At 66.6% G+C, this 22,712-nt stretch carries 23 protein-coding genes, 1 tRNA gene and 3 pseudogenes; 5 read left to right on the forward strand and 22 right to left on the reverse strand.

Annotated elements, in window-relative coordinates:
• Positions 1–48 precede the first annotated feature (48 nt).
• The 13 genes and pseudogenes from AB0946_RS02780 to AB0946_RS02840 form a co-directional block, all read right to left on the reverse strand.
• Complete coding sequence (locus AB0946_RS02780) at positions 49–753, reverse strand: site-specific integrase (protein WP_366758824.1); 705 nt, start codon at positions 751–753, stop codon at positions 49–51.
• Complete coding sequence (locus tag AB0946_RS02785) at positions 732–1,448, reverse strand: hypothetical protein (protein WP_366758825.1); 717 nt, start codon at positions 1,446–1,448, stop codon at positions 732–734. Before AB0946_RS02785 ends, AB0946_RS02780 begins: the two co-directional genes overlap by 22 nt.
• Positions 1,448–1,648, reverse strand: a complete 201-nt coding sequence (locus tag AB0946_RS02790) for a helix-turn-helix domain-containing protein (protein ID WP_366758826.1) — start codon at positions 1,646–1,648, stop codon at positions 1,448–1,450. The genes AB0946_RS02785 and AB0946_RS02790 overlap by 1 nt, the downstream gene beginning before the upstream one ends.
• Positions 1,645–3,011: pseudogene (repSA, locus tag AB0946_RS02795) on the reverse strand (replication initiator protein RepSA). The gene AB0946_RS02790 and the pseudogene repSA overlap by 4 nt, the downstream one beginning before the upstream one ends.
• Positions 3,012–3,138: 127 nt before the next feature.
• Entirely contained in the window at positions 3,139–3,453 is a 315-nt protein-coding gene (locus AB0946_RS02800) for a SpdD-like protein (protein WP_366758827.1), read from the reverse strand.
• Between the two features lie 24 nt (positions 3,454–3,477).
• A complete protein-coding gene (locus AB0946_RS02805) occupies positions 3,478–3,633 on the reverse strand; it encodes a hypothetical protein (protein WP_101417603.1) in 156 nt (51 codons plus the stop codon).
• Between the two features lie 12 nt (positions 3,634–3,645).
• Positions 3,646–3,837, reverse strand: coding sequence for a mobile element transfer protein (locus AB0946_RS02810; RefSeq protein WP_356340743.1), 192 nt, complete (start codon positions 3,835–3,837; stop codon positions 3,646–3,648).
• Position 3,838: 1 nt separating this feature from the next.
• Positions 3,839–4,033, reverse strand: a complete 195-nt coding sequence (locus tag AB0946_RS02815) for a hypothetical protein (RefSeq protein WP_366758828.1) — start codon at positions 4,031–4,033, stop codon at positions 3,839–3,841.
• Between the two features lie 20 nt (positions 4,034–4,053).
• The gene (locus AB0946_RS02820; RefSeq protein ID WP_366758829.1) at positions 4,054–4,740 is read right to left on the reverse strand and encodes a DUF2637 domain-containing protein; all 687 of its coding nucleotides are present in this window, start codon (positions 4,738–4,740) and stop codon (positions 4,054–4,056) included.
• Positions 4,740–4,943, reverse strand: coding sequence for a hypothetical protein (locus AB0946_RS02825; RefSeq protein WP_366758830.1), 204 nt, complete (start codon positions 4,941–4,943; stop codon positions 4,740–4,742). The genes AB0946_RS02820 and AB0946_RS02825 overlap by 1 nt, the downstream gene beginning before the upstream one ends.
• 82 nt (positions 4,944–5,025) lie before the next feature.
• Positions 5,026–6,381, reverse strand: coding sequence for an FtsK/SpoIIIE domain-containing protein (locus AB0946_RS02830; protein WP_366758831.1), 1,356 nt, complete (start codon positions 6,379–6,381; stop codon positions 5,026–5,028).
• A 2-nt stretch (positions 6,382–6,383) separates the two neighbouring features.
• Positions 6,384–6,740 (reverse strand): hypothetical protein, encoded by a 357-nt coding sequence (locus AB0946_RS02835; RefSeq protein ID WP_361783559.1) that lies wholly within the window; start codon positions 6,738–6,740, stop codon positions 6,384–6,386.
• A 138-nt stretch (positions 6,741–6,878) separates the two neighbouring features.
• Complete coding sequence (locus tag AB0946_RS02840) at positions 6,879–7,658, reverse strand: GntR family transcriptional regulator (protein ID WP_361783556.1); 780 nt, start codon at positions 7,656–7,658, stop codon at positions 6,879–6,881.
• A gap of 18 nt (positions 7,659–7,676) precedes the next feature.
• Between AB0946_RS02840 and AB0946_RS02845 the strand changes: the two genes are divergently transcribed.
• Positions 7,677–8,141, forward strand: a complete 465-nt coding sequence (locus tag AB0946_RS02845; RefSeq protein WP_366758832.1) for an NUDIX domain-containing protein — start codon at positions 7,677–7,679, stop codon at positions 8,139–8,141.
• A gap of 416 nt (positions 8,142–8,557) precedes the next feature.
• Here the strand turns inward: AB0946_RS02845 and AB0946_RS02850 are convergent, their stop codons facing one another.
• Complete coding sequence (locus AB0946_RS02850) at positions 8,558–10,639, reverse strand: hypothetical protein (protein WP_366758833.1); 2,082 nt, start codon at positions 10,637–10,639, stop codon at positions 8,558–8,560.
• A 455-nt stretch (positions 10,640–11,094) separates the two neighbouring features.
• Here AB0946_RS02850 and AB0946_RS02855 point away from each other — a divergent pair.
• Positions 11,095–11,169: transfer RNA gene (locus AB0946_RS02855), tRNA-Arg, on the forward strand.
• Between the two features lie 205 nt (positions 11,170–11,374).
• Entirely contained in the window at positions 11,375–15,163 is a 3,789-nt protein-coding gene (locus AB0946_RS02860; protein WP_366758834.1) for a hypothetical protein, read from the forward strand.
• Between the two features lie 783 nt (positions 15,164–15,946).
• Here the strand turns inward: AB0946_RS02860 and AB0946_RS02865 are convergent.
• The 4 genes from AB0946_RS02865 to AB0946_RS02880 form a co-directional block, all read right to left on the reverse strand.
• Entirely contained in the window at positions 15,947–16,249 is a 303-nt protein-coding gene (locus tag AB0946_RS02865) for a hypothetical protein (protein ID WP_366758835.1), read from the reverse strand.
• Positions 16,246–16,989 carry a GntR family transcriptional regulator gene (locus tag AB0946_RS02870; RefSeq protein WP_366758836.1) on the reverse strand — a complete coding sequence of 248 codons (744 nt, stop codon included), beginning with the start codon at positions 16,987–16,989 and terminating at the stop codon, positions 16,246–16,248. Before AB0946_RS02870 ends, AB0946_RS02865 begins: the two co-directional genes overlap by 4 nt.
• Complete coding sequence (locus tag AB0946_RS02875) at positions 16,986–17,210, reverse strand: hypothetical protein (RefSeq protein WP_225810407.1); 225 nt, start codon at positions 17,208–17,210, stop codon at positions 16,986–16,988. The genes AB0946_RS02870 and AB0946_RS02875 overlap by 4 nt, the downstream gene beginning before the upstream one ends.
• Positions 17,211–17,733: 523 nt before the next feature.
• On the reverse strand, positions 17,734–17,991 hold the full coding sequence (locus tag AB0946_RS02880; RefSeq protein WP_366758837.1) for a hypothetical protein: 258 nt from the start codon (positions 17,989–17,991) through the stop codon (positions 17,734–17,736).
• A 100-nt stretch (positions 17,992–18,091) separates the two neighbouring features.
• Here AB0946_RS02880 and AB0946_RS02885 point away from each other — a divergent pair, with 100 nt between their 5' ends.
• Positions 18,092–18,850 carry a GntR family transcriptional regulator gene (locus AB0946_RS02885; protein WP_366758838.1) on the forward strand — a complete coding sequence of 253 codons (759 nt, stop codon included), beginning with the start codon at positions 18,092–18,094 and terminating at the stop codon, positions 18,848–18,850.
• A 525-nt stretch (positions 18,851–19,375) separates the two neighbouring features.
• Here AB0946_RS02885 and AB0946_RS02890 read toward each other — a convergent pair.
• From AB0946_RS02890 to AB0946_RS02905, 4 genes and pseudogenes are all read right to left on the reverse strand, one after another.
• Positions 19,376–19,486 carry an integrase gene (locus tag AB0946_RS02890; RefSeq protein WP_366758839.1) on the reverse strand — a complete coding sequence of 37 codons (111 nt, stop codon included), beginning with the start codon at positions 19,484–19,486 and terminating at the stop codon, positions 19,376–19,378.
• Positions 19,487–19,639: 153 nt separating this feature from the next.
• On the reverse strand, positions 19,640–19,771 hold the full coding sequence (locus AB0946_RS02895; RefSeq protein WP_366758840.1) for a hypothetical protein: 132 nt from the start codon (positions 19,769–19,771) through the stop codon (positions 19,640–19,642).
• Positions 19,772–19,836: 65 nt separating this feature from the next.
• Positions 19,837–20,031, reverse strand: a pseudogene (locus AB0946_RS02900) (hypothetical protein); the annotation flags it as partial.
• A 59-nt stretch (positions 20,032–20,090) separates the two neighbouring features.
• On the reverse strand, positions 20,091–21,347 hold the full coding sequence (locus AB0946_RS02905; protein ID WP_366758841.1) for a hypothetical protein: 1,257 nt from the start codon (positions 21,345–21,347) through the stop codon (positions 20,091–20,093).
• Positions 21,348–22,190: 843 nt separating this feature from the next.
• Between AB0946_RS02905 and AB0946_RS02910 the strand changes: the two are divergent.
• Positions 22,191–22,541: pseudogene (locus tag AB0946_RS02910) on the forward strand (UTRA domain-containing protein); the annotation flags it as partial.
• Positions 22,542–22,712: the final 171 nt, after the last annotated feature.

A 22,712-nucleotide genomic window follows, 5' to 3' on the forward strand; every position in this document is an offset into this window, starting at 1 on the left:
GCGAGTGGCCGTATCGAATACGTGTCGAAGTTCTCGACCGGCCGAAGATCAGCCGGCGCCCGACGCCTCCGCCTCCGGAAGGTCACCCGCGGCTTCCAGCCGCCGCTTCAGGTCCGGCAGCTGCCCGTCGATGCACCGGGCGTACGTCGCCAGCAGCACGGCAACGCTGTTCCCGGCCCACTCGGCCACCTGAGCGGGCGGGATGCCGTCGTTGAGCCACTTCGTCAGGCGCGTGTTCCGGTTGTCGCAAACGCGCCGTCCGGTGGGTGACTCAAAGACGTGCGGGGGCAGTACGGCCTTACGCGCGCTGCGCCACGCCCGGCGGATGACGGAGCCGGCGAGGATGCCACCGAACTCGCCCTGGAAGAGCAGATCACCCGGCTGGAGCTGTTCATCGGCGATGTGCTGCCGCAGGATGCGCGTGAGGGCCGGGTGCCCCGGCACCGTGCGCGTCTCGCCCTCCGCCCGGCCCTTCAGGTCACGTTGCTCGTGAATCTCACCCGTGTCGGTCCACTGCTTCCCGATCTCCGGCGTCGCCGTGTGGATCAGCAGCTCGCACCACTGGTCGGTGGCGTCGGGCTCAGGCAGGGTCACGTCCTCCACCCGCATGGCTACGGCTTCCTCGGGCCGGGGGCCGCAGTAGTACAGCGTGGCGAAGAAGGCATGGAGCCGCTTGCCGCCCCGAGGCCGGCGGCGAATCCAGTCGAGGATGGCCGCCGCCTGCTCGGGATTCAGCAAGGACCGCTTGTCCACGGGTTCGTGGTCTTCGTGGCTGCTGTCGACTCCTTACCCTTGGGAAGGGGGTTGGCCCGAAGGATGCGCCGCCGGATCGCGTACTTCATGGCGACGTTGAGGATCCGACGGTTGCGCTTGCGGGACCAGGCCGCCGCCTGCTTGCCATCGAGGCGGGTGTCGATGGCTTGCAGGACCTGGTCGACCTTCTCCGGGTCCTCCCAGGCGGAGACGGGCAGGGAATTCCGCTCGACCCACTTGAGGATGGCCACCACGTCTCGGGGAGCGTCAGGACGTCTGTTGGTGTTGAACGCCCATTCGCGAAGAGCCGTCCGCACGGCCGCAGGTGCGAACTGGGTGGGCTTGGCCCGCAGCAGGGCAACGGTGGTCGCCGTCATGGTCTTGGCGATGTTCTTGCGGCTGTTGCCGCCGAGTTGAGGCCAACGGGCGTCCACGTACTCGACGGCGAACTTGTACCAACTCATGGCAGCCGACTTGGAGCGATGGGACACCGGGAGACCCGTGGCGACGACGAATGCCTCGCCCTTGCCCGTGGCCCGGATGAGTTCCGAGCGGAAGCCCCCGGCGAGCGCGACGGTGTTGAAGGGCTCACGCCAGCGCTTGCCCGCGACTACCCAGCGCACGGTGTACGTGGTCTTCCGGGCACCCTTGTAGGTGAGGATCTTGTAGATCTTAACGTCGTACGTCGTCTCCATCAGGCGGCGTCCTCGCAGTCGTCGAGCCAGTGGTCGAGGTCGCTCCGCCGGATCCGGAGGTCGCCGTTCGGGAGCTTGATGCAGCGTGGCGCACGGCGCGTGGCCCGCCAGTCGTAGAAGGTCGAGCGGGAGATGGCCAGTTCCTCGCAGACCTCCGCGAGGGTGAGCATGGTTCGGCGTGACCGGATGGCCGTGGTCATTGCGTGCTCCCTTCGTTCAGGAGGGCGTCGCGGGCGGTTTCGCGGTTGGTCTGGAGGTCACGGGCGATGGTCGCGGCGAGTGCGGCTTCACCCGGGGTGTGGCCGTGGCCGGCGTACTGCCAGTCCGCCAGGACGAGGACGGTGTCCGGCTCGCGGTCTTCGAGGCCGAGGACGGATGCCTCTTGGGCTGCGCGGTAGTCGGCTCGTTCCTGACGGAGGGCGCCGAGGGTGGTGGAGTAGGTGCGCGACTTGGACGAGAAGTGCCCGCGGAAGCCGAGCATGTGGGCCCAGGCCCAGAGGCGCCGGTCCGGGTAGAGGCTGTCCAGGTCGCGGCACGCGGTGATGAGCCGCCGGGTGTGGTCGGGGACCTGGTGGCGGTCGAGTTCGGCGAGTTCGCCGATACGGCGGTCCAGGGTGCCGGTGTTCTCGGCGGCCTTGGTCGCGTACTTGGCCACATAGAGGCGACGGCCTGCTCGGTGATGTCGGAGCCGTCACCGAACGCCTTGACCGGGCGGACGTCAAGCTGTCGGCCCCAGCGGAAGGTACGGGCGGGCTCGTCACCGGCAGCCGGGACCGACACGGACGTGTACGAGTGCGCTGCGGCGGCACGAACGGCGTCCGTGAGGAGGTCGACCGTGGCCCAGACGGGCGGGGGTGTCCCGGGCCCCTCCGGGCCGTCGAGGCGTACGACGGCGTGGAAGTGCAGGGCGCCGCGCTTCTGGAACTCGGCGACCTTGCCGTACGAGACGCGGAGGTGTTCGGCGAGTTCCCGGCGGGGCAGGCCGGCGCGCGCGGCGAGTTCGCGGCGAAGTCGCGTGGTGAAGCGCTGCCAGAGCTGACCGGCGTGGTTGTTGAACAGCACGGCGCCCGCGTAGTCGTAGCTGTCCGGGTCGAGGGCGATGCCCAGTTCCGGAGCGTCGGACGCGTGCGGTGTGCCGCAGCGGCAGGTGCCGTGATCGGGGCGGTTGTGGACCGGGCCGAACGAGGGGGCCGTGAGGGTGGCGAAGACGCGCGGGTGATCGCGGACGGTGGCGGGGATGTCGCGGCGGTCGTCTCCGGCCAGGCCGGCGCGGATCAGGTGGTACGTGTCGCCCGCGTAGGTCCAGGCGCAGGACGGGCAGCGGGAGGCGCGGCGGTTTCCGCAGGCGAGGCGGAGACGTCCGCCCGGCTCCTTCTCGGTGGAGTAGTGGTGCAGGGTCTCGCCGGTGGTCTTGTCCTTGTGGAGAACCCAGCCGGTGAGGTGGATCGGGTCGGAGCAGCCGCCGGTGCGGCGGATCTGGTCCTCCCAGCGGGTGTAGTCCGAGGCCGAGGCCACCCGGAGCACGTCTCCGAGAGTGATCGGGTCAAGCAATGTGTCGGGCATGGGCGCACTCGGTGTCGCGGGTGAGGCGCGGTGGGCCATGCTTGGGGTTCCTTCCGGTTGCGAGATCGGACAGGGTCGGCGCCCGGGCGGCGGATGCTTGGCGGTATCGAGACCGCCCGGGGGCCGGTCAGCGACGCTTTGTGTCGGAGGCGAGCAGGGAGCGCAGGACGACCGCGCAGACGGCGACCGAGGCTCCGGTGATGGCGACCGCCAGGAACAGGGAGACCAGGACGGCTCCGAGCACCAGGACGACGGCCGTGCCGCCGCCGACGAGGGCGAGGGCGGTGCCGGGGGTGAGCTGGACCGTGGGCCGGACCGGCGTGGGAGGCGTCGGGGCGACCGGCGGGGTCCCCGCGCTCGAGATGATGGCGGTCGGCTCGACGACGGGCGGTGTGCCGAGTCCAGCCGGCGTGGGCATGGTCGGGATCTTCGGGCGGAACATCGGTGGTCTCCTCTCGCGGGCTGGTTACTTGACGAGGGCGTTGATGGCCGGGGCGAGGACGCTGTCGGCGAGGAGGAAGCCGCCGAGCAGGAGGACGGCGATGAGCCAGGCGGGCGGGCGGATGAGCTTGACGCCGAGGTAGCCGACGACGAGCAGCGCGAGCCAGAGCGGGACCTGCATGGCGGATGTCTCCTAGCGGACGCGGCAGCGGTGGGTGCGGGCGGCGAGCTGGGCCGCGGACTGGCTGGAGTAGTCGGCGGACCAGCCGCAGCCGTCGGAGCTGCACACGGCGGCGTGCTTGGTCTGGCCGTTGCGGTCGCGGTGCGTGCCGATCTGCACGGGGCCGATGCGCATTACGGAGTGGAAGTGGTCGCGGGCGGGCATGTCAGTCGGTCTCCTCTCGGGTCGTGGTCGGGGCGGGGAAGCCGGCGCGGATGCCGGCGGCGGTGGCCGGGTCGGCGGTGAGGCGGGCGGCTTCCTCGGCGAGCAGGTGGGCGAGGAAGGGCCGGTTGGCGGCGGCCATCTCACGGGCGCCGTCGAGGTAGTCGGAGGCGGTCAGGTCGCCCGGGTCACGGATCACTGGTCTTCCTCTCTCGCCGATCAGGCGAGGTGGGCGGCGATGGCGTCGGCGAGGTGGGGCGGGACACCCAGGCGGGAGCGCAGGGTGTCGGGGTCGATCGGGGCCCCGGTACGAGCGCGGTACTCGTCGGCGACTTTGCGGGCGTGGTCGACAAGGACGGCGGGGACCTGAGGAGCGGAGGCCGGGGCGGGAGCTTTGTCCGAAGGGGACGGGGCCGCGTCAGGCTCGGGTACGGCGTCTGTGGCCGAAGCGGCTTCGGCGTCCGGTACCGGCTGCTGAGCCGGAGGCTCCGCGCCCTCCGCCTCCGCGACGGGTGCCGGCGCAAGCGGCTCCGACTCCGCAGCCGACGAGTGAGCGAGGAGCGTGCCGCCGAGGAAGGCAAGAGCAGGCCATCCGGCGATGCCGAGGCGGAGCAAGGCGGGCGGGTCGGTCAGGTCAAGGAACCCGGCGGTGGCGACGTTGGCACCGAGCGAGGCGCAGAGCGCGACCAGGAACCAGCACCAGGCCAGCCGGGACGGGCCCTCACTGCGCAGGCGCCGCCAGGCGGCCACCAGGAGCAGGTCAACGCTGACCGGGTAGGCCCACGCCTTCCACCCGTTCTGCCCGGCGGCGGAGGCCAGGTCGTGCAGATGCGCGAAGGACAGGGCGCCGGCGATGACGGCCTGCACCAGGACCGCGTCGACACGGAGGCCGTGACGAGCACCCATCAGGAGTCACCCGGGTAGGCGGGGCCACCGTCGGGGTCGTAGCCGTCCGGGAACACGCCGGGCGGCGGCTCGGGCAGGGAGACGGCGAGGGACGCACTGACGGTCTCAACGAAGTCGAGATCGGCGCCGACCGTGTCGGCGTAGAGGGCGAGTTGGCCGAGCAGGAGCACGGTCCGGGCGAAGTCCTCGCAGTTCGGGCACACAGCGAGATCTCCCTTCTTTGGGCATGGCGGGGTAGGGACTTGGCGCGAGAGCGGTCACGCCGACCGGTGGAAATCCGAGAAGTCAGGCGGTAGCCGGGGACCGCTTGGCCGCCGGCAAGGGAGCGTCGGCCGAGCCGGAGAGAGCGGGCCGGAACGGAGCCAGCTCGGGCAGGTCCGGCGTCTGATCGGCATGCCGGTTGCAGATGTTCACGGCCTGTCGAAGTGAGGTGTGCGGGGCACGGATGCGGTGCCACCCTCCGGACGAGTCGCCCGCGATGGCCAGCCCCCGCATCTCCGCCGGGATCTGGATGGCGGCGAGGACGGCGTCCGGGGCGATGTCGCCGAAGGCCATGTTGGCGGAGGTCTCGTCGTTGACACGGTGCGCGGTACGGCCGGTGAGCTGGGCGCAGAGCATGGTGATGCCCTTGCCGAGTTCGGAGCCGAAGCGCTGCCCACAGATTTCGAGGTAGATGCCGGCCGCTCGGCCGAGCTGGGCGAGGCGAACCAGGGCGGTGATGATGCGGTCCCGGCGCTTCTCCTCCTCCTTGTTGGCGTACAGGGCGAGTTCCGCAACCTCGTCGACCAGGACCACGACCGGGGTCGGGCGCAGATCGGTCGGCAGGTCCCAGATGTCTGCGGCGATCTCCGCGTCCGGCACGTCCGCGGCGATGCGCTGCTGGGCCCGGATGACCTGATAGATGCGCTCCATCCGGACCACGAGCGCATCAAGCACGTCGGCAGCGGTGTCGGGGTCGTCGGCCAGCGCGGAGAACCGGCGGGCCAGCGGGAACAGTTCGACCCCCTGCTTACAGTCGATACCGACGAGGGCGACGTCCATCGGAGCGAGTCCGGCGACCAGGTTGCGCTGGTAGACGGACTTGCCGGACTCCGTGGCCCCGAGGGTGAGGGCATGGGGTATCGCCCGGTAGTCGCGGTAGTGCACCGAGCCGTCCTGCCGCAGGGCGACCGGCACCCGCATCGGCTGGGTGTCGGTCTGGGCCGGCATCTGCACCCGCTTGAGTACGTCGTAGCCGGTCATCCGCACCTCTACGACGCCGGAGCGCAGCTCCCGCGAGGTCACGCCGTACATCGAGAAGGAATGCCGGAGCCGGTCCGAGGCGGCGGCGACGTCGAAGGCGTCCTGCCCAGGCCGGAGCTTGAGCCGCAGGACCAGGCCGGTACGAGTCGGCCGCAGCCGCAGAATGCGCGGGGCGCGTGGCCCCGGTGTCGGCCGGTTGGTGGCACGGGCGAGGGCGAGCCGCCACCGCGCGGGCGGAACGGTCAGCCCGCACGCGTCCATGACGGAGCCGTACCGGACCAGGACCCGCACCACGGCCAGCGTGACCCCGAAGGTCAACCAGTACCAGGCGGGACGCCGCCACCGCAGAACACCTACGGCGGCGACGACCAGCACCAGGGCGACCGTTAAGGCGGTCATGATCAGGCCGCCTTGGGCCTTGCGGCGGCATCGGCGAGCGAAGTGACCGCGACCGCGCGGAACGCGATGCCGTGCCGCTTCTGGCCGTTGAAGTCGTTCTCCCAGGGCCGGGCGATCAGGCCGGTAAGCGCGACCGGCGTGCCCATGGCCAGTTCGCCGGTGATGCCGGGCTCCGGGACGGTGATGGAGAGGATCTCCACCTCCTCGTTCGCCGCGAACATCACGTCGACCGTCATCAGCTTGGCACCGGTCTCGGCGTCGGTGGCGATCTCGCCGGTACGGCGGTCACGGACCTTGACCTGCGGGGACTTGGCAACCATCACGACGGCGCCGTTGGTGTCGACGGGAATCTGACGCACAGCGATCACTCCTCTATAGATGCTGAACTCCACCACTCATGTATATGAGTGACAGGAAGAAGAGTGCCTGGCTCCTGTACATGAGTCAACCCGCCACGAAGAAGAACTCGTGACGGGGGGCGGAGAGTTGAGTGCGCGTCAGTCGGCGGCGGGGATCCGGTACTCGAAAACGAACTGGTCAGCGGCCATGAGGGTGTCGCACACCTCGACCACGAGACCCGCGGTCGTGCGGGCCTCACGGATCAGGTGAACCACGGGTGCACCCGGACTCAGTGCCAGCTCCGAGGCTTCCGCCTTGGAGGCCGGCCGCGCTTGCAGCGTCTCGACGAACTCCGCGAACTCATGCCCGTGGTCTTCGAGGCGGGCGTAGATGCCACCGCCGCCGGGGTTCTCGCCGAACAGCTCCGGGATGTCCTTCACGACGTCCCAGGGCAGGTACGACGTCGCCGTCTCGACCGGGGTGCCGTTACGGAAGTAGAGACGCCGGCGAGCCAGCACCTGCGTACCGGCGGGGACGCCCAGGCGCTGGGCGGCATCCTCGGGCGCCTCCATGGGCCCGATGTACAGAACGCTGACCTTGGCGGTGGCGCCGGACTGGGCGGACTCCGCAAGGTAAGCGGCCTGCCCGCCCTGCCGGAGCGAGCGCCGGAAGCGATCGGAGGAGCGGTGCCGCACAGGAGGCCGGTTCTTCACGATCGAGCCCTTGCCGTGCCGGGTCTCGACCAGCCCACTCGCGCGCACCTCGACCATGGCCTTACGGATCGTCCCGCCGGACACGCCATAGCGCTCCACCAGCTCAGACTCACTCGGCACCATGTCGCCAGGCTTGAGAACTCCCGCCCGGATCTGCTGCACGATCTCGTCCGCGATCTGCACGTACCGAGGTCCGGACCCGACCCCTCCAGCCGCAGTTCCCATAGTCCTTCTCTGCCTCCTATGCTCCTCTACATGAGTCAAGCACAGGAAGCGACGCCGTCTCCCCTGCACTCCGTATCCGTGGCCGGAGTGGTGGTGCGCGAGGACGGCCGCCTCCTGGCGATCCGCCGAGCCGACAACGGCACCTGGGAGCTCCCCGGCGGCATCCTCGAACTCACCGAGACCCCCGAGGCCGGCGTAGCCCGCGAGGTCCTGGAGGAGACGGGCATCCACGTCGAGGTGGACGAGCTGACCGGCGTCTACAAGAACCTCACCCGCGGCATCGTGGCCCTGGTCTTCCGCTGCAAGCCGTCCGGCGGCACCGAGCGCACGTCGAGCGAGTCAACCGCGGTTTCCTGGCTCACGCCCGACGAGGTCAGCGAGCGCATGTCCGAGGTCTTCGCGGTCAGACTCCTGGACGCCCTGGACGGCAACGGGCCTCACGTACGTAGCCACGACGGCAAGCGCCTCATCCCAGCGGGATAAAACCTTCTCTCCTTCATCAAGCGCCTCATCCCAGCGGGATAAAACCTTCTCTCCTTCATCAAGGCGGCTCGCTCCGCTCACCGCGCGCGGCCCGGCCCCCGGCCGGGCCTGCGCTCCTGTCTCCGCCCCGCTCCAGCCCGGCCGGCGCCCGTGCCGCGCGTACAGCAATCAGCCACCTGATGCCAGAGAAGGGGTACGTCGTGGCTGGGGCGGTCGGCTCCACGGCTTTAGCCACCTCCCCGGTCCGGGTCCCGCGTCGAGCAAGACCAGGGGGCCACTCGTGCACATTGCGGGCAGGTCCAAAGCCTGCCCGAGTTGCCAACCAGCGTACGGCCCCCTGGTCATGCCCGACCCCAGACCGGGCAGGCCACCGGCCAAACCCGCTCCGCCGGCCTTGCGCTACAACAAAACGGCCGTTACTCACCCGCAATATCTCGTGACTCCGAAACGAGAGAAGCGCCAATTCCGCGCAACCTAAGGGCTGCATTATGCGGTGAGTCCGCTAGTTTATAGCGTCCCTTATTTTCCTCTAGGGCGGCAACCAAAGGACTTGAAAGGAAGTCCAAGCACTCCCGCACGGAGTCTGCTGTTGGACGTGGAGTAACTTCTTTCCGAAGCGCGTAAATAATGTTCTCTACGCTGATGAATCCAGATGCAATCGGGTCGTTGTCGACTGCCTCCTGCAAGGCAAGCGCCAGAATCTTTCCGATAAGCAAGGAGCGACGCTCTGAAGCTGCGTATTGCTCAGCGATCTCGTCCCTATGGGCGTCCGGGCGACTGAAAACGTCCCGCATGTCACGTAGGGAAATTGGGCTGAGTGCATGGCGCTTCAACGCGGAAACGAGATCCTCCACCTGAAGCATCACGACACCGTTCTCTACGGACCAATCCTTCAAACGGGTAGCGAAATCAGGACCGATAACCAGTGCATACTCGGCTTTATGTTTCCGCTTATGATCACGCAGAGCGTCAAATTTAACGCTCGACTCGGCTACAATACCGCTCCCGGAGCTTTTAGCGTCGATGATAACGCGGTAGCTATCACCAGGAGCCAACTGGGCTACAGCAAGGACGTCCGTTCTGCCTGGGCCGCCGAGATGTTCGGCATGAAACCCAAGGAACCGGAAAGCTCGGGCAATCGCCTCTTCGAAGGCCTTACTCTCGTTTCCATCCTTTCCGTACTCTTGCAGATCACGGACGATATCTCCGATCAAGGACCTCGGAGAGTCCTCCTGGTCGGGGACCGGATCTGCAACTTGTGCCTCTGCCGCCACAGATTCTTTTTGTAGGCTCAGAAGCTCGGCAAAAGCCTTGCCGACGCCCGTGACACGGAACCTTTGCCAGTCCACCCGCTCGACAAGACCAGCGTCTTGCAGGAAACCCAATCTAAGGCGGATCTCCCCATTGGAAGCTTGTGCGTACCCAAAGCGCTCTTTTGCCTGGGTGGTGAGACTAGACGTCGTCGAGGGATCGTCGATAACCTTCAGAATCTCACCAAAGAACGAATACCGCGAATGCAAGAATGCAACAAGGACTTGCTCATTCCCGACATCGGTCAACCACTGAGCGTCTGCCGTCGGCGCAAATACATTGAATGCCACCTGCTCAATTAGGCCCATGTGCCGCAGCGCATGCAAAGTTGACTGGAAGGATGAATGTGTGATTCCCAATTGCTCGGCGCATGCATTGCGGAAGTCTTCAGTGGTCATTCCGTCGCCAAGAAGTGAGATCAGGTTCCGAACGGCCTCAGAAGCAGACAGTGAAGATTCATCACTATCCCGGCTTGCCGATTTTGTTCCTCGCGGAATATACCCAATCAAGGGGCGCCGGCCCCGGAGTGCATCCTGGTCCATTTCTGGAGTGTCAGACAGATACTGTACGGCTTCCGAATCTACAGTAGCTACCTCCTCGGCAACTGCCACTTCTCCTTTAGCCTCTTCAGGGGAACACAATTCGATTTTACTAAGCAGTGCTTCTCCTGCTGGAGTGCGTACTACCTGAGTTCCCCAGAGTTCCACCATACCCAGACTTCTGAGCCATCCCGTCCGACGGCGGACTTGATCAAGACTGGACCACGGCAAACCGTAGGTATCCCGCGCAAGGTTGAACAGATCCGTTTGGGAAGTCTTCACCCCAATGCCATTAAGGAGCTCACCGATAAATTTTACGTTGTTGTGAAAGTGGATGGCCAAGGCCTCTGGTTCGGGAGCTTCAAGCCACTTCACTGCAAACTCGCTTGCCTCCCATTGGCCTTCTTTCTCGCGACGGACGACCAGACCGGCCGCAGACAATTGACTGCGGCATAGATTTTCACAGCGAGCCGAAACTTCTTTTCCCTCCAAGTTTTTCCAAATCAGAGTCGATTCGCCACTGCACGGCAATTGGCCAAGAATCTGTCGAAGCATGGATGCCTGAGACTCGATGCCGCCAGAAATGTAGCCAAGCGTATTGACGCGATCACGCCAAGACTTCGGAAGGCTTTCAGCTTGCCGGGTCACTTGCGGCTCCTTCTTCAAGGTCGACTCGTGTTGCCTGGAAGGCTAGAGGGCCGGACTGACACTTGGGACCCGATCTGGTGATTAGGCGTCAAAGCCCACCAGACGTCCGCACATCTAGGGCGGACGGCCTTGAGCGTGTGGCGGCTGAGGTGACAACGCCGATGGACAGCGGCGAACAAGCGCGGACGTCTGCGGACCATCAGCGCACGTGAGAGGCCCACCAGCCCAAGGCAGTTCCTCCACCCAAGTTCCTTCGGGGCCAAGAGGTCATCACTCAAGGTCTCACCACCACGCTTCCGCCGGCGCGGCTCACTCTGGTCGACGGCATGGCTGCGTGGCGAGGCCGGCGGGGGTGCGGCGAGGCATACGCGTGTGCGGTCGGTCGGCTGACCCGCCGTCGTGGCTGGCTGTCGCCGGTTGAGGTTCAGACAGGGCGCATCTCTTCGGCCAGCAAAGCCGCAGTTCAGGTACGAGATCACCCAGCCTCTCTCCTAAAGCGGGTGTCGCAGGTTCGAATCCTGTCGGGGGCACAGAGAACACCAGGCCCCTGGCTCTACCGGTAAGTCAGGTCACTCAATGTCGTCTCATCCTGCTCACGCGCGTCAAACCCCAGACCCCGGCCTCCAGACCCGCCTGGACATCTCCGACCCTGCCGGTGAGCACGCCGCGAGCGATGATGGCGTCGACGGAGTTGAATCCGAAATGAGTGTCGGTGGGTGGCAGTACCGTCGGGGCATGACTGCATGGCCGCCAATTGATCGTGACGATCTACGCAAAGCACGCGGTGACGCGGGCTTCGATACCGTGCTCCCGCTGCTCGTCAGGCGCTTGATAGCCGAGACCGCAAGTGGGTTGGCATCCCTGGACATGCCGGGAGGCTCCGGCACCGCGGTCGGAGGTTTCGACGGCATTGTCACAGCGTCGGGACCGTCGGCGTTCGTGCCGGACGGAACCTCGGTGTGGGAGTTGTCTGTTGGTGGCGGCAACAGGAAGGCCGAGGAGGACTACGAGAAGAGGACGAAAGGGCCGAACGGGCTCGCCACCGAAGACGTCACCTATGTGGAGGTCGTCCTCGACACGTGGAGAGATGCTCGAACCTGGGCCGCCCGCCACGCAGAGGATGGTCGGTGGCGGGAGGTACGCGCGTACAACCTCGACGTGATCGACCTCTGGCTGGAACAGGCGCCCGCCACCACGGCATGGCTTGCTGCCCGACTGGGGAAGGCACTGCCGGGCGTGCGGTCTCTGGAAACGTGGTGGACTGACAGTTGGCTCCGTTCGACGCGCGTCCCACTGGACCGGGCGGTGGTGCTGGCCGGGAGAGAGAAGGGGGCTGCCGACTTCAGCGCCGTACTCGCCACCGGGCGGCCGGTGATCGCGCTAGGTGGTGATCTGCGCCCCGACGAGCTTTGTGCTTTCGTTGCCGCTGCTCTAGAGCAGGAAGGCATCCTGGGGTCCAGCCAGGTGGGGGCGCGAGTGTTGTTCGTTTCCGACAGCAGCAGTCTCCAGCAACTGATCACGCAGCGCCAGCCTTTGATCCTGGTCCTCGCAGACCCGGCGCTCGCACGGGACATTCCACAGCAGCACCCTCACCAGCTCGTGTGGGCGGCGATGCCCGGCGGCCCGTGCGACGTGAAGGTGCCCAGGCTCCACAGCCAGGTCATCGAGTCCCTGTTGCGGTCCGCCGGCATGTCGTACGAGCGTGCGGCCCGGTTCGGCACGCTCGGTCGTCGCAGCCTGCTCGCGCTGCGGCGAGCCTTGGCCCACCACCCGGAGCCGCTCACACCGGAACGGGCCTCGACGCTCGATGTGGTCCGCCGACGGCTGCTCCTGCTGAATTCCTGGAACGGGGACAATCGGGAAGACCGCCGTGTGGTCGGACAGTGCTTGGGACTTGAGTACGAAGAGTTGCAGGAACGGGCCCGGGAGCTCGCCGCCGGGACCGACATCCCTTTCCTCGGCCACCTGGAAGAGATCTGGCACGTGCTCGCTGCTGAGGATGCCTGGACCTTGTTCGGTACATCCCTAACCAGCGACGATCTCCACGTCTTCCGAACGGCAGTCTTGGAAGTACTGACTGAAACGGACCCGATTCTCGACCTAGACCCGGGCGAACGGTGGAGGGCCGGGGTGATGGGCGTGAGACGGCGCTTCTCAGACACCCTTCGCACAGGGCTCGCCCAGTCGCTCGCCCTCTTGGGCACCCTGGGCGCGGATCTAAGGGGCCCCCGAGGCGTCACGGGGGATCGATGGGCACGGCTGGTGGTCCGTGATCTGCTGGAGCAGGCCAACGCTGATGACACGTACAGCTTGTGGCGTTCCCTGGGCGATGTGCTCACCTTGCTGGCTGAGGCTGCCCCGGAGGAGTTCATAGAGGCGATGCACGAGGGCCTCAGCGGCACCACGCCTCTTCACGCTGCCATGTTCACCGACAACGAGCCTGACAATATGGGGCTGGGATCCAGCTCTCCCCACACAAGGTTCCTGTGGTCCTTGGAGGTCCTGGCATGGTCTCCGGAGCACCTCGATGACGCAGTCGACGTACTGACCACGCTGGCCGCCGTGGACCCGGGCGGCCGGCTCTCAAATCGTCCCCTCGCGAGTCTGGTGGGGATTCTCAGCGCTTGGGCTCCCAACACAACCGCCGGTGTCGAGGACCGCATCAGAGTGATCCAACGCCTGGCGCGGAGGCACCCGGTAGTCGGCCGCAAGTTGCTCCTTCAGCTCATTCCTGACAGTCACGCGGTGCAGATGAGCCATCCTGGCCCGCGTTTCCGTGACTGGAAAAGGGACATCGCCGTCACGCTCGGTGATCGATGGAGTGTTACCACCGCCGTTGCCGACCTGCTCCTCGACGAACTCAATGCCGCGCCCGAGCTGTATGTGGACCTGATCGGCAAAATCGACGATCTCCCTCCCAAGCACCGCGCTGAGGTTGCGCAACGGCTGACTGAGCTGGCCTACGGCCTGGAAGATGACGATCAGCGTGCGGTTCTCCACCACGCGCTGCGAGATCAAATCTCACGGCACCAGGAGTATTCGGACACCGCATGGGCCCTTCCCGCGGACGAGCTTCGCCCCCTCCAAGCCGCGTGCGAAGCGCTGGAGCCTCGGAATCCGGTGCTGCGGCACGCCTGGCTGTTCCAATCCCACTGGGTCACGCTCGGCGACATCAGGCGTCGTGACGACTTCGCCGCCTACGACGCGGAAATCCTCGCCCGGCGGGCCACAGCGGTCGAGGAGACAGTCGCGAGCGGAGGACTGGGGGCCCTCGTGGCGCTGGCCTCCGCAACGGAATTCGCAGAGCTGGTGGGCATCGCTCTGGCAGAGCACTCCGAGGACCATGACCAAGAGTTGCTGTCGTGGCTCGAGGAGGACGCCTCACCAGCCAAGAAGGTTGCGACAGGGTACCTGCGTCGGCGCATGTGGGCCCAGGGGAATGATCTCCGCGATAGGCTTCTTTCTCTCACCGAGGTTCCACAGACTCAGGCAACGATCCTGCGGCTCGCCCCGGAGCCAGCCACCGCTTGGGCCAAGCTCGCCGAACTCAGTCCGGAAGCAACAGAACATTATTGGCGCGAGTTCTCCTACTTCGGGCTCGGCTCCGACTTCCCGCGAGCTCTTGATGCGGCCCGGTCGCTGTTGAGCGCAGGCCGTCCCGCAGCGGCGCTGGACGTAATCCTCCTATACAACAGAGAAGGGGACAGCGCAGAGGCCGCTGAGATCGTCGCCACCGGGCTTGAAGACCTCATCGCAGCTAGGTTGAGCGATCCCGAACTCGGCCAACTCAGTTCACGCTTCAAGGAGCTCTTCGCGCTGCTGGCCCGGCACCACGAGCACGTCGGACGTAAACGCATCCTCAATCTGGAGTGGCAGCTCTTCCCTACACTCGGATTCGACGCTGAGGCCCCAACCCTCCACAAGACGCTGGTTGAGGAACCTGAGGCATTCGCAGATTTGGTGACGTGGGCCTTCCGCCCCAGCACCACTGCCGAGGAAGACGCAGAAGATCCCGTCGAGCAGGAGAATAGACGCAGTCTAGCGAGCCACGCCTACAGAGTCCTTCGTACTTTGCGTACATGTCCCGGACTTACAGCCGGCGGGACCCTCGACCCGGTTGCACTGCGCACGTGGGTGATGGCGGCACGGGCAGAACTGGCTGCCAGAGATCGTGCCAGGATCGGTGACGAGCAGATTGGTCAGGTGCTTGCTTTCGCCCCACGCGACCCAGACAACGTGCAGGTCCCGGAGGCTGTCCGAGACCTACTTGAAGAGATCAACAGTAGCGATATCGAACGAGGTCTTAGAATCGGTATCTTCAACAAACGAGGTGTGACCAGCCGGGGACTCCTGGATGGCGGAGTTCAAGAGTCGGAGCTGGCCCGGTCCTTCCGGGAACAGGCCGAACGTGCACGCGCGTGGCCGCGAACCAGAAAGTTGCTCAAAGGGCTTGCGGAGTCGTACGAAGCTGACGCCCGGCGGGAGGACCACGAGGCAGAGCGACGGCACCAGGGCCTGGAGTAGGGCGTACTTGCACGACGACGTCGACGCTTCCGCTCTGCACGATCGCACGGGGCGGGCTCACGAGTTCCGGCACCGGGCCGAGATGGCACTAGGAGACGCTGCCGAAGTGAATGATGTCGGTTCTCACCTCGCTGGCGGCTCGTTGCTATACAGCAGCGGAGTACAGCAACCACCGCAACCGCAACCGACCACCAAAGGCCGTCGAAGACCCCACGACCTGCGTGCTGGACCGCAATGGCCGTCTAGCCGATAGTTCGGGACGAAGCGATCGCGCACCTAAGGTGCACTGCATGACCACCGACACCCCAGCCTGTCCCGAGTGCAACCACCCCATGCGGTCCGGCGGCCTTGTTCTCTTCGAACGGGAGGACGACGGCCGGCGGACCTGCCGGACACTGTGGAGGTGTACCGGTCGGCATGTCTGGTGGCGCTGGGCCGACCGGCCAGACGAGCCTTTGGAGGTCTGCCCAGTCCCAGGGTTGTTCCGCTGACGTCCAACGCTGGCATCAGCGACCCTGGACAGCGGCAACCAGTCGTGGCTCCGACTTACGACGCAAGCCCTGACCAGGGCGGTGGCAAAGCGGAGACGCGCTGATGCAGCCGAGCCGTCTCCGGGGCCGCCCAGCAATGGCAGAAGCCCACGGCATGGTGTCCAGACCGTGGGCTTCGTCGGGCTTCTTGTTCGGCGGGACCAGCAGTCAGGAGACCGGCATCTCAGGTCGCACGCAGTAGGCCGCAGCAGAGGAAGCTGCCTCAGCCTCTGAGACGACGCAGCGACCCCCTTCAGGGTCGATGAGGGTCGCTCACCGCCAGGAGGTGACCGCGACTGACCGCAACGCGGAGAACATCCCGCAACGCCCTGGTCAGTTCCTTCGCCAGCCGTCGCAAGTCTTCCGGGCCAGCGTCCTGGTCGTCGAGGATGTCGGAAGCATGCTCCAGCAACTCGGCCGCCGTCCCCAGCTGCACCGCTTCGATGTTGTCCGCCAGCCGGGACATGTAGCCGGCCTTGTCGTCGGTGTCCAAATAGCAGGGCTTGCCCTCCGGCCCCGACCACGGGAGGAGTCGTAGTTCGTTCGGTGCCGTCATCGTTGGGTTACCTTCTCATCGGTCACGTCGTGGGTGGTGAAGACCGCGTCGACGCGATCCCCGGGGAACACGAGTAGCGCGGCCTCGACGACTCGACCGGTGGAGTCGGTCGCGACCCGTGTGATCGCGAGGGCTGCCGCCGTTGGGCCGATCCGGAGGGCGGATGCTTCGTCCGGTGTCGGTGGACGAGCACATACCGTTTCCCGGACAGTTGCCGGTGCCGAGCCGAGGACGGCGAAGCGCGTGGCCGTGTCCCGCCACGAGGAGTCGTCGCCCAGCACCCCCGCTGGCGCCAGGTCGCGCGGGACGTAGATGCGGGCCAGACCGTGCGGTGAGTCCCCCTCATGGCTGATGCAGAAGAACTCAGCGAGAGGGCTGCCCGTCGGCACCCTCAGCAAGGACGTCAGATGGCCGTCTGCCTGCATGGTGGTGGTGCGAACAGTGACGCGCATAGCCGCTTCTGCGGCGGTCCATGGATCCAGCGTTCCCCATCCCCCGACGTACACGATCTTGCGGAGGCAGCGGCGGACGAAGTTGCCTTTCCCGTGGATCTTCTCGACAAGACCTTCGCCCTGGAGGACTGCGAGCGCACTTCGCAGTGTGGCCGTACTGACCTCGTATCGGTCGGCGAGGTCTGCCTCGGACGGCAGGCGTTCACCCGGTTTGAATGCGCCGGTTGTGATCTGGCGCCGGAGATCGTCGGCAATGTCGTGATGGCGTGAAGGCACAGACTGGGTCACCGCCTTCTCTGCACGCGAACGGCGACGAGCCGGGTTCGCGTGTGTATGGTCAGCAGCTCGCCCGACTCGAAGAGAAGCCGTTTGGCCCCTTGGGGAAGTTGGAAGAGGTCCATGACCCGGCACGCTCTGCCGCCCAGTTGAATGACGTCGCCTCGCTGAACAGTGGTCGCCGTGACCTCGACAGTGGCAACTAGCGCGCCGCCCGGTGCCCAACCGCTCACCGCTGCACCTCCCTGGGCTTTGAGTGGCCCGGGATCGAGTGACACGGGCACGCGCACGTCTCGTAGACAACCGGCAGGTCGATCGGCGCGGAGACGGGAGAGGACTCCGTGCAGAGCGGGTGTGTGCCGATGCGGCAGGCGGTCGACCGGTAGGGGACGGCAGATGCTTCGGTGACGCGGAGCTGTTGGCGTGGAGACATCAGCAGGCCCCCGCCAGGGTCGACCAGGCTTCAGCCGGCAGATGGGAAGCGACGACCACCGCCCGTGGCCGTAGTCGTTGCTCCCAGGCCAGCACGTAGGGGCGGACGAGTGCGTTGTCCTCCCCTGCGAGCGGTAGTCGATGGTTGGCGATGTTGGACACCCGGCCCAGTGGCCGCCTCGACGCATCGGCGGACGGCGGGCAGGCTGGGACCACCGTCGAGCGGGACGTCGTTAAGGGGCGGCGATGCCTGCCCTTGGGGGCGTACCGCGCTCTGGTGAGCGAGACGGCACGGCGGATACGGTTGAGCACGCTGCTCAGCTCCTATCGCTGATGGCTCGGTCCCCCGACATCGCCCGTCGCGGGGACCGCTTTGTGTACGACCGCCCAGAGGGTGCGGCCGTTCAGGCTGGTGGCGAGGAGTCCGAACCGATCGGCCTCGGCCACCACTTCCAGGGCCTCCCGCCATAAGTCAGCGGAGAGCGCTTCCGGTATCTCCGCTTCGACCGACGTGTAGCGGTCGTACTCCTCCACACGCGTGGGAAGCCCGACGGCGGTCAGCCGGGCGACGATGGCCGCCATGCGAGATCCCGAAGCGGGCACAGGGCAGCCTCCGCTAACCGGCGATCACTTTCAGTGAAGCTAGTTAACTAGATTAGAGCTAGTGGACTAGATTTTCCATATGCCTGAGCAGCCGCCCTATCTCCGCATCGCCGACGAACTCCGGCGCCGGATCGCGGAGCACGTATGGGAGCCCGGGGACCGTCTGCCGTCTCGCGCCCAGATCGGCCAGGAGTACGGGGTCGGCGAGAACGTGGTCCGCCGGGCTCAGGAGCTGTTGATCTCCCAGGGTGTGCTGGAGGGCCGCGCCGGTTCGGGCACGTACGTCGCCGAGCCCCGGCAGCGGGTACGGGTGGTTCGTTCGTCCGCCCGTGAGCGGCCCGACGGGTCTCCGTTCCGGGCGGACATGAAGGCCGTGGGCAGGCAGGGGGATTGGGAGAGTCGGACCGAGGCCAAGGTGCCGGCTCCGGCGGACATCGCGGCGCGGCTTGGAATCGCCGAGGGCGACCTGTGCGTCCGGACGACGTATGAGTTCCTCGCCGATGGCAGGCCCGTGCAGCTGTCGACGAGTTGGGAGCCGTACGACCTCACCGCCGGCACTCTCGTCGTCCTCCCGGAGGGAGGGCCGCACGCCGGGGCTGGGGTCGTGAACCGCATGGCCGCGATCGGTGTCACCGTCAGCCACGCCGTGGAGCAGCCCGAGCCGAGGCAGGCGACCGCCGAGGAGGCGTCACTCCTGGGCATCCAGAAGGCCGCGCTCGTCACGCACATCCGGCGGACGTACTACAGCGACGATGGTCGGCCCGTGGAGACGGCGGACATCGTGGTGCCCGCCGCTCACTGCGAGATCGTCTACGAGATTCCGATCAACCGTCAGTAGGGAATGGTCAGAGACGCCGCTTGGGAGGCAGTAGGTGTCGGCCTACCTACGGCGCCGGATGTACCAACCCGGCGCCAGCACGGTGAGGATGCTGACCACGAAGGCCCACACCGTGACGGCGCCGTCGTACGAACGGTAGGCCACGAGAGCGTGCATGCTCTGACGGATACCCAGGACGCTTGGGCGCAGACGGAGGCGTACGAATCCATGAGTCGAATGCGTGTCGAAGTGCAGACGATGACACGCGCGCCGCACAAAGACAAGCAGGTCAGCAAGGGTGTGACTCAAGATCTACCGAGCGCCTTCTAAGCGCTTGGCCGCAGGTTCGAGTCCTGCCGGGGGCGCCATTCTTCGCCCTCCCGCTCGGGAGGGCTTTTCGCTGGTCAGAGCAGGTGTCAGCGGGTACGACGAGGCCCCGGACGCCCTCTTGATGATCAAGGGCAGACTCCGGGGCCGTCCGGCTGTCACCGGGTTCTCGCGAGTGGCCGTATCGAATACGTGTCGAAGTTCTCGACCGGTCGAAGATCAGCCGGCGCCCGACGCCTCCGCCTCCGGAAGGTCACCCGCGGCTTCCAGCCGCCGCTTCAGGTCCGGCAGCTGCCCGTCGATGCACCGGGCGTACGTCGCCAGCAGCACGGCAACGCTGTTCCCGGCCCACTCGGCCACCTGAGCGGGCGGGATGCCGTCGTTGAGCCACTTCGTCAGGCGCGTGTTCCGGGTGTCGTAAACGCGCCGTCCGGTGGGTGACTCAAAGACGTGCGGGGGCAGTACGGCCTTACGCGCGCTGCGCTACGCCCGGCGGATGACGGAGCCGGCGAGGATGCCACCGAACTCGCCCTGGAAGAGCAGATCACCCGGCTGGAGCTGTTCATCGGCGATGTGCTGCCGCAGGATGCGCGTGAGGGCCGGGTGCCCCGGCACCGTGCGCGTCTCACCCTCCGCCCGGCCCTTCAGGTCACGTTGCTCGTGAATCTCCCCCGTGTCCCGACCGCCAGGAGCAGGGAGACCAGGACGGCTCCGAGCACCAGGACGACGGCCGTGCCGCCGCCGACGAGGGCGAGGGCGAGGGCGAGGGCGGTGCCGGGGGTGAGCTGGACCGTGGGCCGGACCGGCGTGGGAGGCGTCGGGGCGACCGGCGGAGCCCCCGCGTTATGGATGAGGCCAGATCTCAAAGTCTGCATCGGATACGGTGCGCCGTCCCCACCGATGGGTGGCGCGCAGCGGCGGCTTCGGCCAGACTCTACTTTTCGGTGCCGCGGGACAGGGCCTTGCTGAGGGCGTCGAGGATCGAGGCCTTTGCGGAGGAATCACGGGGAAGGACGACGCTGAGCACGGCCGTCATGATGAGGGTGACCCGCACCCCGTTCGCCACGTCGGACGTTTGCCCCACCGCTGGAATCCACGGCAGCGCGACGGCCGCGGTGATGAGGACGACCGGGGGCCACACCGCAGCCGCGGTCCTGCGCAGCCGGGAAAGGGCGGTCACCGGCGGAGCCGCGGCGATCAGGGTCTCCCAGTCGTCGGTGATCAGCGCGAGCACTCCAGTCCAGAGGGACTTGGTGACGACGTCGAAGGAGGTTGGGCCGCTGGCCCGGGCTATAGGAGTCCGGTGCTGCCGAATAACAGCGGCCAGCCGCAGCGTGTCGGCCCGCGCGGGCCCGCGTCCGTCCGGGAAGGGGCGGGCGGGCAGTGCCGTCTCCGCCTTGCGGGCCGCTTTCTCCAAGGCACGTTCCACCGCCTTTCGTGAGCGTTCCTCGAACCAGGTGCCGCGGTGGGCACGCGTGACTTCGCAGGCGTCGACCAGGCCGAGGAGCAGCAGGTCATAAGGTCGCAAGACTGGGCGAACCACCCACTTGATCAGGGCGGAGCATATCGACACCCAGACCAAGACGAGCAGGCCCATTGCTAGCAACCACAGAACGCCCTGGGCGACCGTGGCGGCCAAGCGCACCAGGGCATTGCGGGCGGTGGGCCACTGTCCGCCGGGGACGCCTCCCGAGTAGGCGAAGAAGAATAGAGAGACGGAGACGAGGCCGAGGCCTAGGGTTTGGAGTAAGGCCATCCGTCCGGCATGCAGACTCCGCCCGCGGGGCGGCTGTGAGTACAGATGCTGGGTCCACATCACCATGACGGCCGCCACCCCGAAGAAGCCCAAGCCGATCCACACGAAAGCGGAGTGGGGCCTGGGGGCGTCATGCGTGTTGCTGACATGGTTGAGCCAGGGGAAACCAAGGGACACCGTGTCGTTCCCGTGGACTGCCACCAGCCGGATGATCCAGGGAAACGCAGCGGCGAGGAGGAGTCCCCCCGGGATGGCAAGCGGCCACCACTCTTTGGTGACCTCCTCATGGATGGCTCGGCGGGCAGCGGCCCTAGCCACCGCCCTACCGACGAGTGCGGTCTCCTCCGCGTTCAGTGCGATGGCGGTGGAACCTGTTACGCGGTTGCGGTACCGCGCGGCCTCCGCGCGGACGAGCTCAATGGACGGCCAACTCACGTCTGCTCCTCCCGGGGCAGATGAGGCAGGAGAGCCCCCAGCACTATGCCCGCCGAAGCTTGCAAAGACGCACGGTTTGCCTCCTGACCAGTGGCGAACACCGTCCGGATGCAGATACCCGGCGCGCCCTCGCCGCGATCACCCCGTACGAGGCCGACGCCATGCACTGCAACAGCCGTCGCGACCGTGAAAGTGCGAGGCTAGGAGCGCTTGAGATCAGCCGGCGAGCACGCAAGGACGGAAAGGGATTATCGCGCAGGGCCATTGACATCACCAGCTGACGTCAACACTCACGTACGCCGGCGCACGACCCCTGGACTAACCCGGGCCCTTCGTTGTGTACCAACGGCGCTGGGGAGCTATCCGGTTGGCTTCACGTACGGGATGAACACGTCTACGGATCAAGTAAGTCCTGTACACCGGCCGCCCGTCCGGTGTCATGGATGGGACCGACCTGTCTGGAGGGAAGCGTGTCTCAGAGTCACGAAGTAATCCTTGTTCCAGTGCCGCGCGAGAGCGGAGCATAGAGCAGCAACCACAGGGGGGCTGAGTTCGTCGGCGTCGTTTCCCGGACCTGATCTCGTTGTCCTGATCGTTGTCCAGTTCGCCTACGTACGCCGCTGTCCACCGACGTCCGCGCACACTCCTTGACCTGCTACTCGAACGTCACACTGACAACGCGCCCCACGAGCACGACCTTCGGCACTGTGCGGCTCGCACCACAAGCGCACCAGATCGCGCGGGGAACAGCGGGGAATCACGGTGAACGCAGCCAGGCCCTACGGGACCACGGCATGGACGTTGATACAGGTCAGCGCCCCAACCCGCCGCCACCGCCAGCAGCAAGGGGACTGGGAAAGCCAGACTGAGGCCAAGGTGCCCGCCCCGGTGGACATCGCGACGCGGCTCGGCATCGCCGAGGGCGACCTGTGCGTCCGGACGACGTACGAGTTCCTGGCCGACGGCAGGCCGGTGCAGCTGTCCACGAGCTGGGAGCCGTACGACCTCACCGCCGGCACTCGCGTTGTCCTCCTCGAGGGAGGGCCGCACGCAGGGGCGGGCGTCGTGAACCGCATGGCCGCGATCGGTGTCACCGTCAGCCACGCCGTGGAGCAGCCGGAACCGCGGACGGCGACCGCCGAAGAGGCATCACTACTCGGTATCCAGAAAGCGGCACTCGAGACGCACATCCGCACACGACCGGACCGGTGCTGAACCGTGCTGGGGCGGACCCCACCGACGGCAAGGGTGGCCAACGAGATGACCGGTCCAGGCCCCCATCTCGTCGGCACCCGAGTCGATAGCAGCTGGCCCAAGAAGGCTAGCCCCGAGAGCGGACCTGGCAGGTGCGAAGTCGTGACCGGT

This window comes from Streptomyces sp. NPDC046870, from assembly GCF_040704595.1.
Lineage (GTDB): Bacteria > Actinomycetota > Actinomycetes > Streptomycetales > Streptomycetaceae > Streptomyces > Streptomyces argyrophylli.

What these genes read in the sequence shown, in the direction of transcription:
- AB0946_RS02790 (WP_366758826.1), bottom strand. Translation starts at nt 1,648, where the DNA reads ATGACCACGGCCATCCGGTCACGCCGAACCATGCTCACCCTCGCGGAG.
- AB0946_RS02845 (WP_366758832.1), top strand. Translation starts at nt 7,677, where the DNA reads ATGCTCCTCTACATGAGTCAAGCACAGGAAGCGACGCCGTCTCCCCTG.
- AB0946_RS02880 (WP_366758837.1), bottom strand. Translation starts at nt 17,991, where the DNA reads ATGGCGGCCATCGTCGCCCGGCTGACCGCCGTCGGGCTTCCCACGCGT.
- AB0946_RS02800 (WP_366758827.1), bottom strand. Translation starts at nt 3,453, where the DNA reads ATGTTCCGCCCGAAGATCCCGACCATGCCCACGCCGGCTGGACTCGGC.
- AB0946_RS02820 (WP_366758829.1), bottom strand. Translation starts at nt 4,740, where the DNA reads ATGGGTGCTCGTCACGGCCTCCGTGTCGACGCGGTCCTGGTGCAGGCC.
- AB0946_RS02865 (WP_366758835.1), bottom strand. Translation starts at nt 16,249, where the DNA reads ATGACGGCACCGAACGAACTACGACTCCTCCCGTGGTCGGGGCCGGAG.
- AB0946_RS02785 (WP_366758825.1), bottom strand. Translation starts at nt 1,448, where the DNA reads ATGGAGACGACGTACGACGTTAAGATCTACAAGATCCTCACCTACAAG.
- AB0946_RS02840 (WP_361783556.1), bottom strand. Translation starts at nt 7,658, where the DNA reads ATGGGAACTGCGGCTGGAGGGGTCGGGTCCGGACCTCGGTACGTGCAG.
- AB0946_RS02830 (WP_366758831.1), bottom strand. Translation starts at nt 6,381, where the DNA reads ATGACCGCCTTAACGGTCGCCCTGGTGCTGGTCGTCGCCGCCGTAGGT.
- AB0946_RS02810 (WP_356340743.1), bottom strand. Translation starts at nt 3,837, where the DNA reads ATGCCCGCCCGCGACCACTTCCACTCCGTAATGCGCATCGGCCCCGTG.
- AB0946_RS02805 (WP_101417603.1), bottom strand. Translation starts at nt 3,633, where the DNA reads ATGCAGGTCCCGCTCTGGCTCGCGCTGCTCGTCGTCGGCTACCTCGGC.
- AB0946_RS02860 (WP_366758834.1), top strand. Translation starts at nt 11,375, where the DNA reads ATGACTGCATGGCCGCCAATTGATCGTGACGATCTACGCAAAGCACGC.
- AB0946_RS02885 (WP_366758838.1), top strand. Translation starts at nt 18,092, where the DNA reads ATGCCTGAGCAGCCGCCCTATCTCCGCATCGCCGACGAACTCCGGCGC.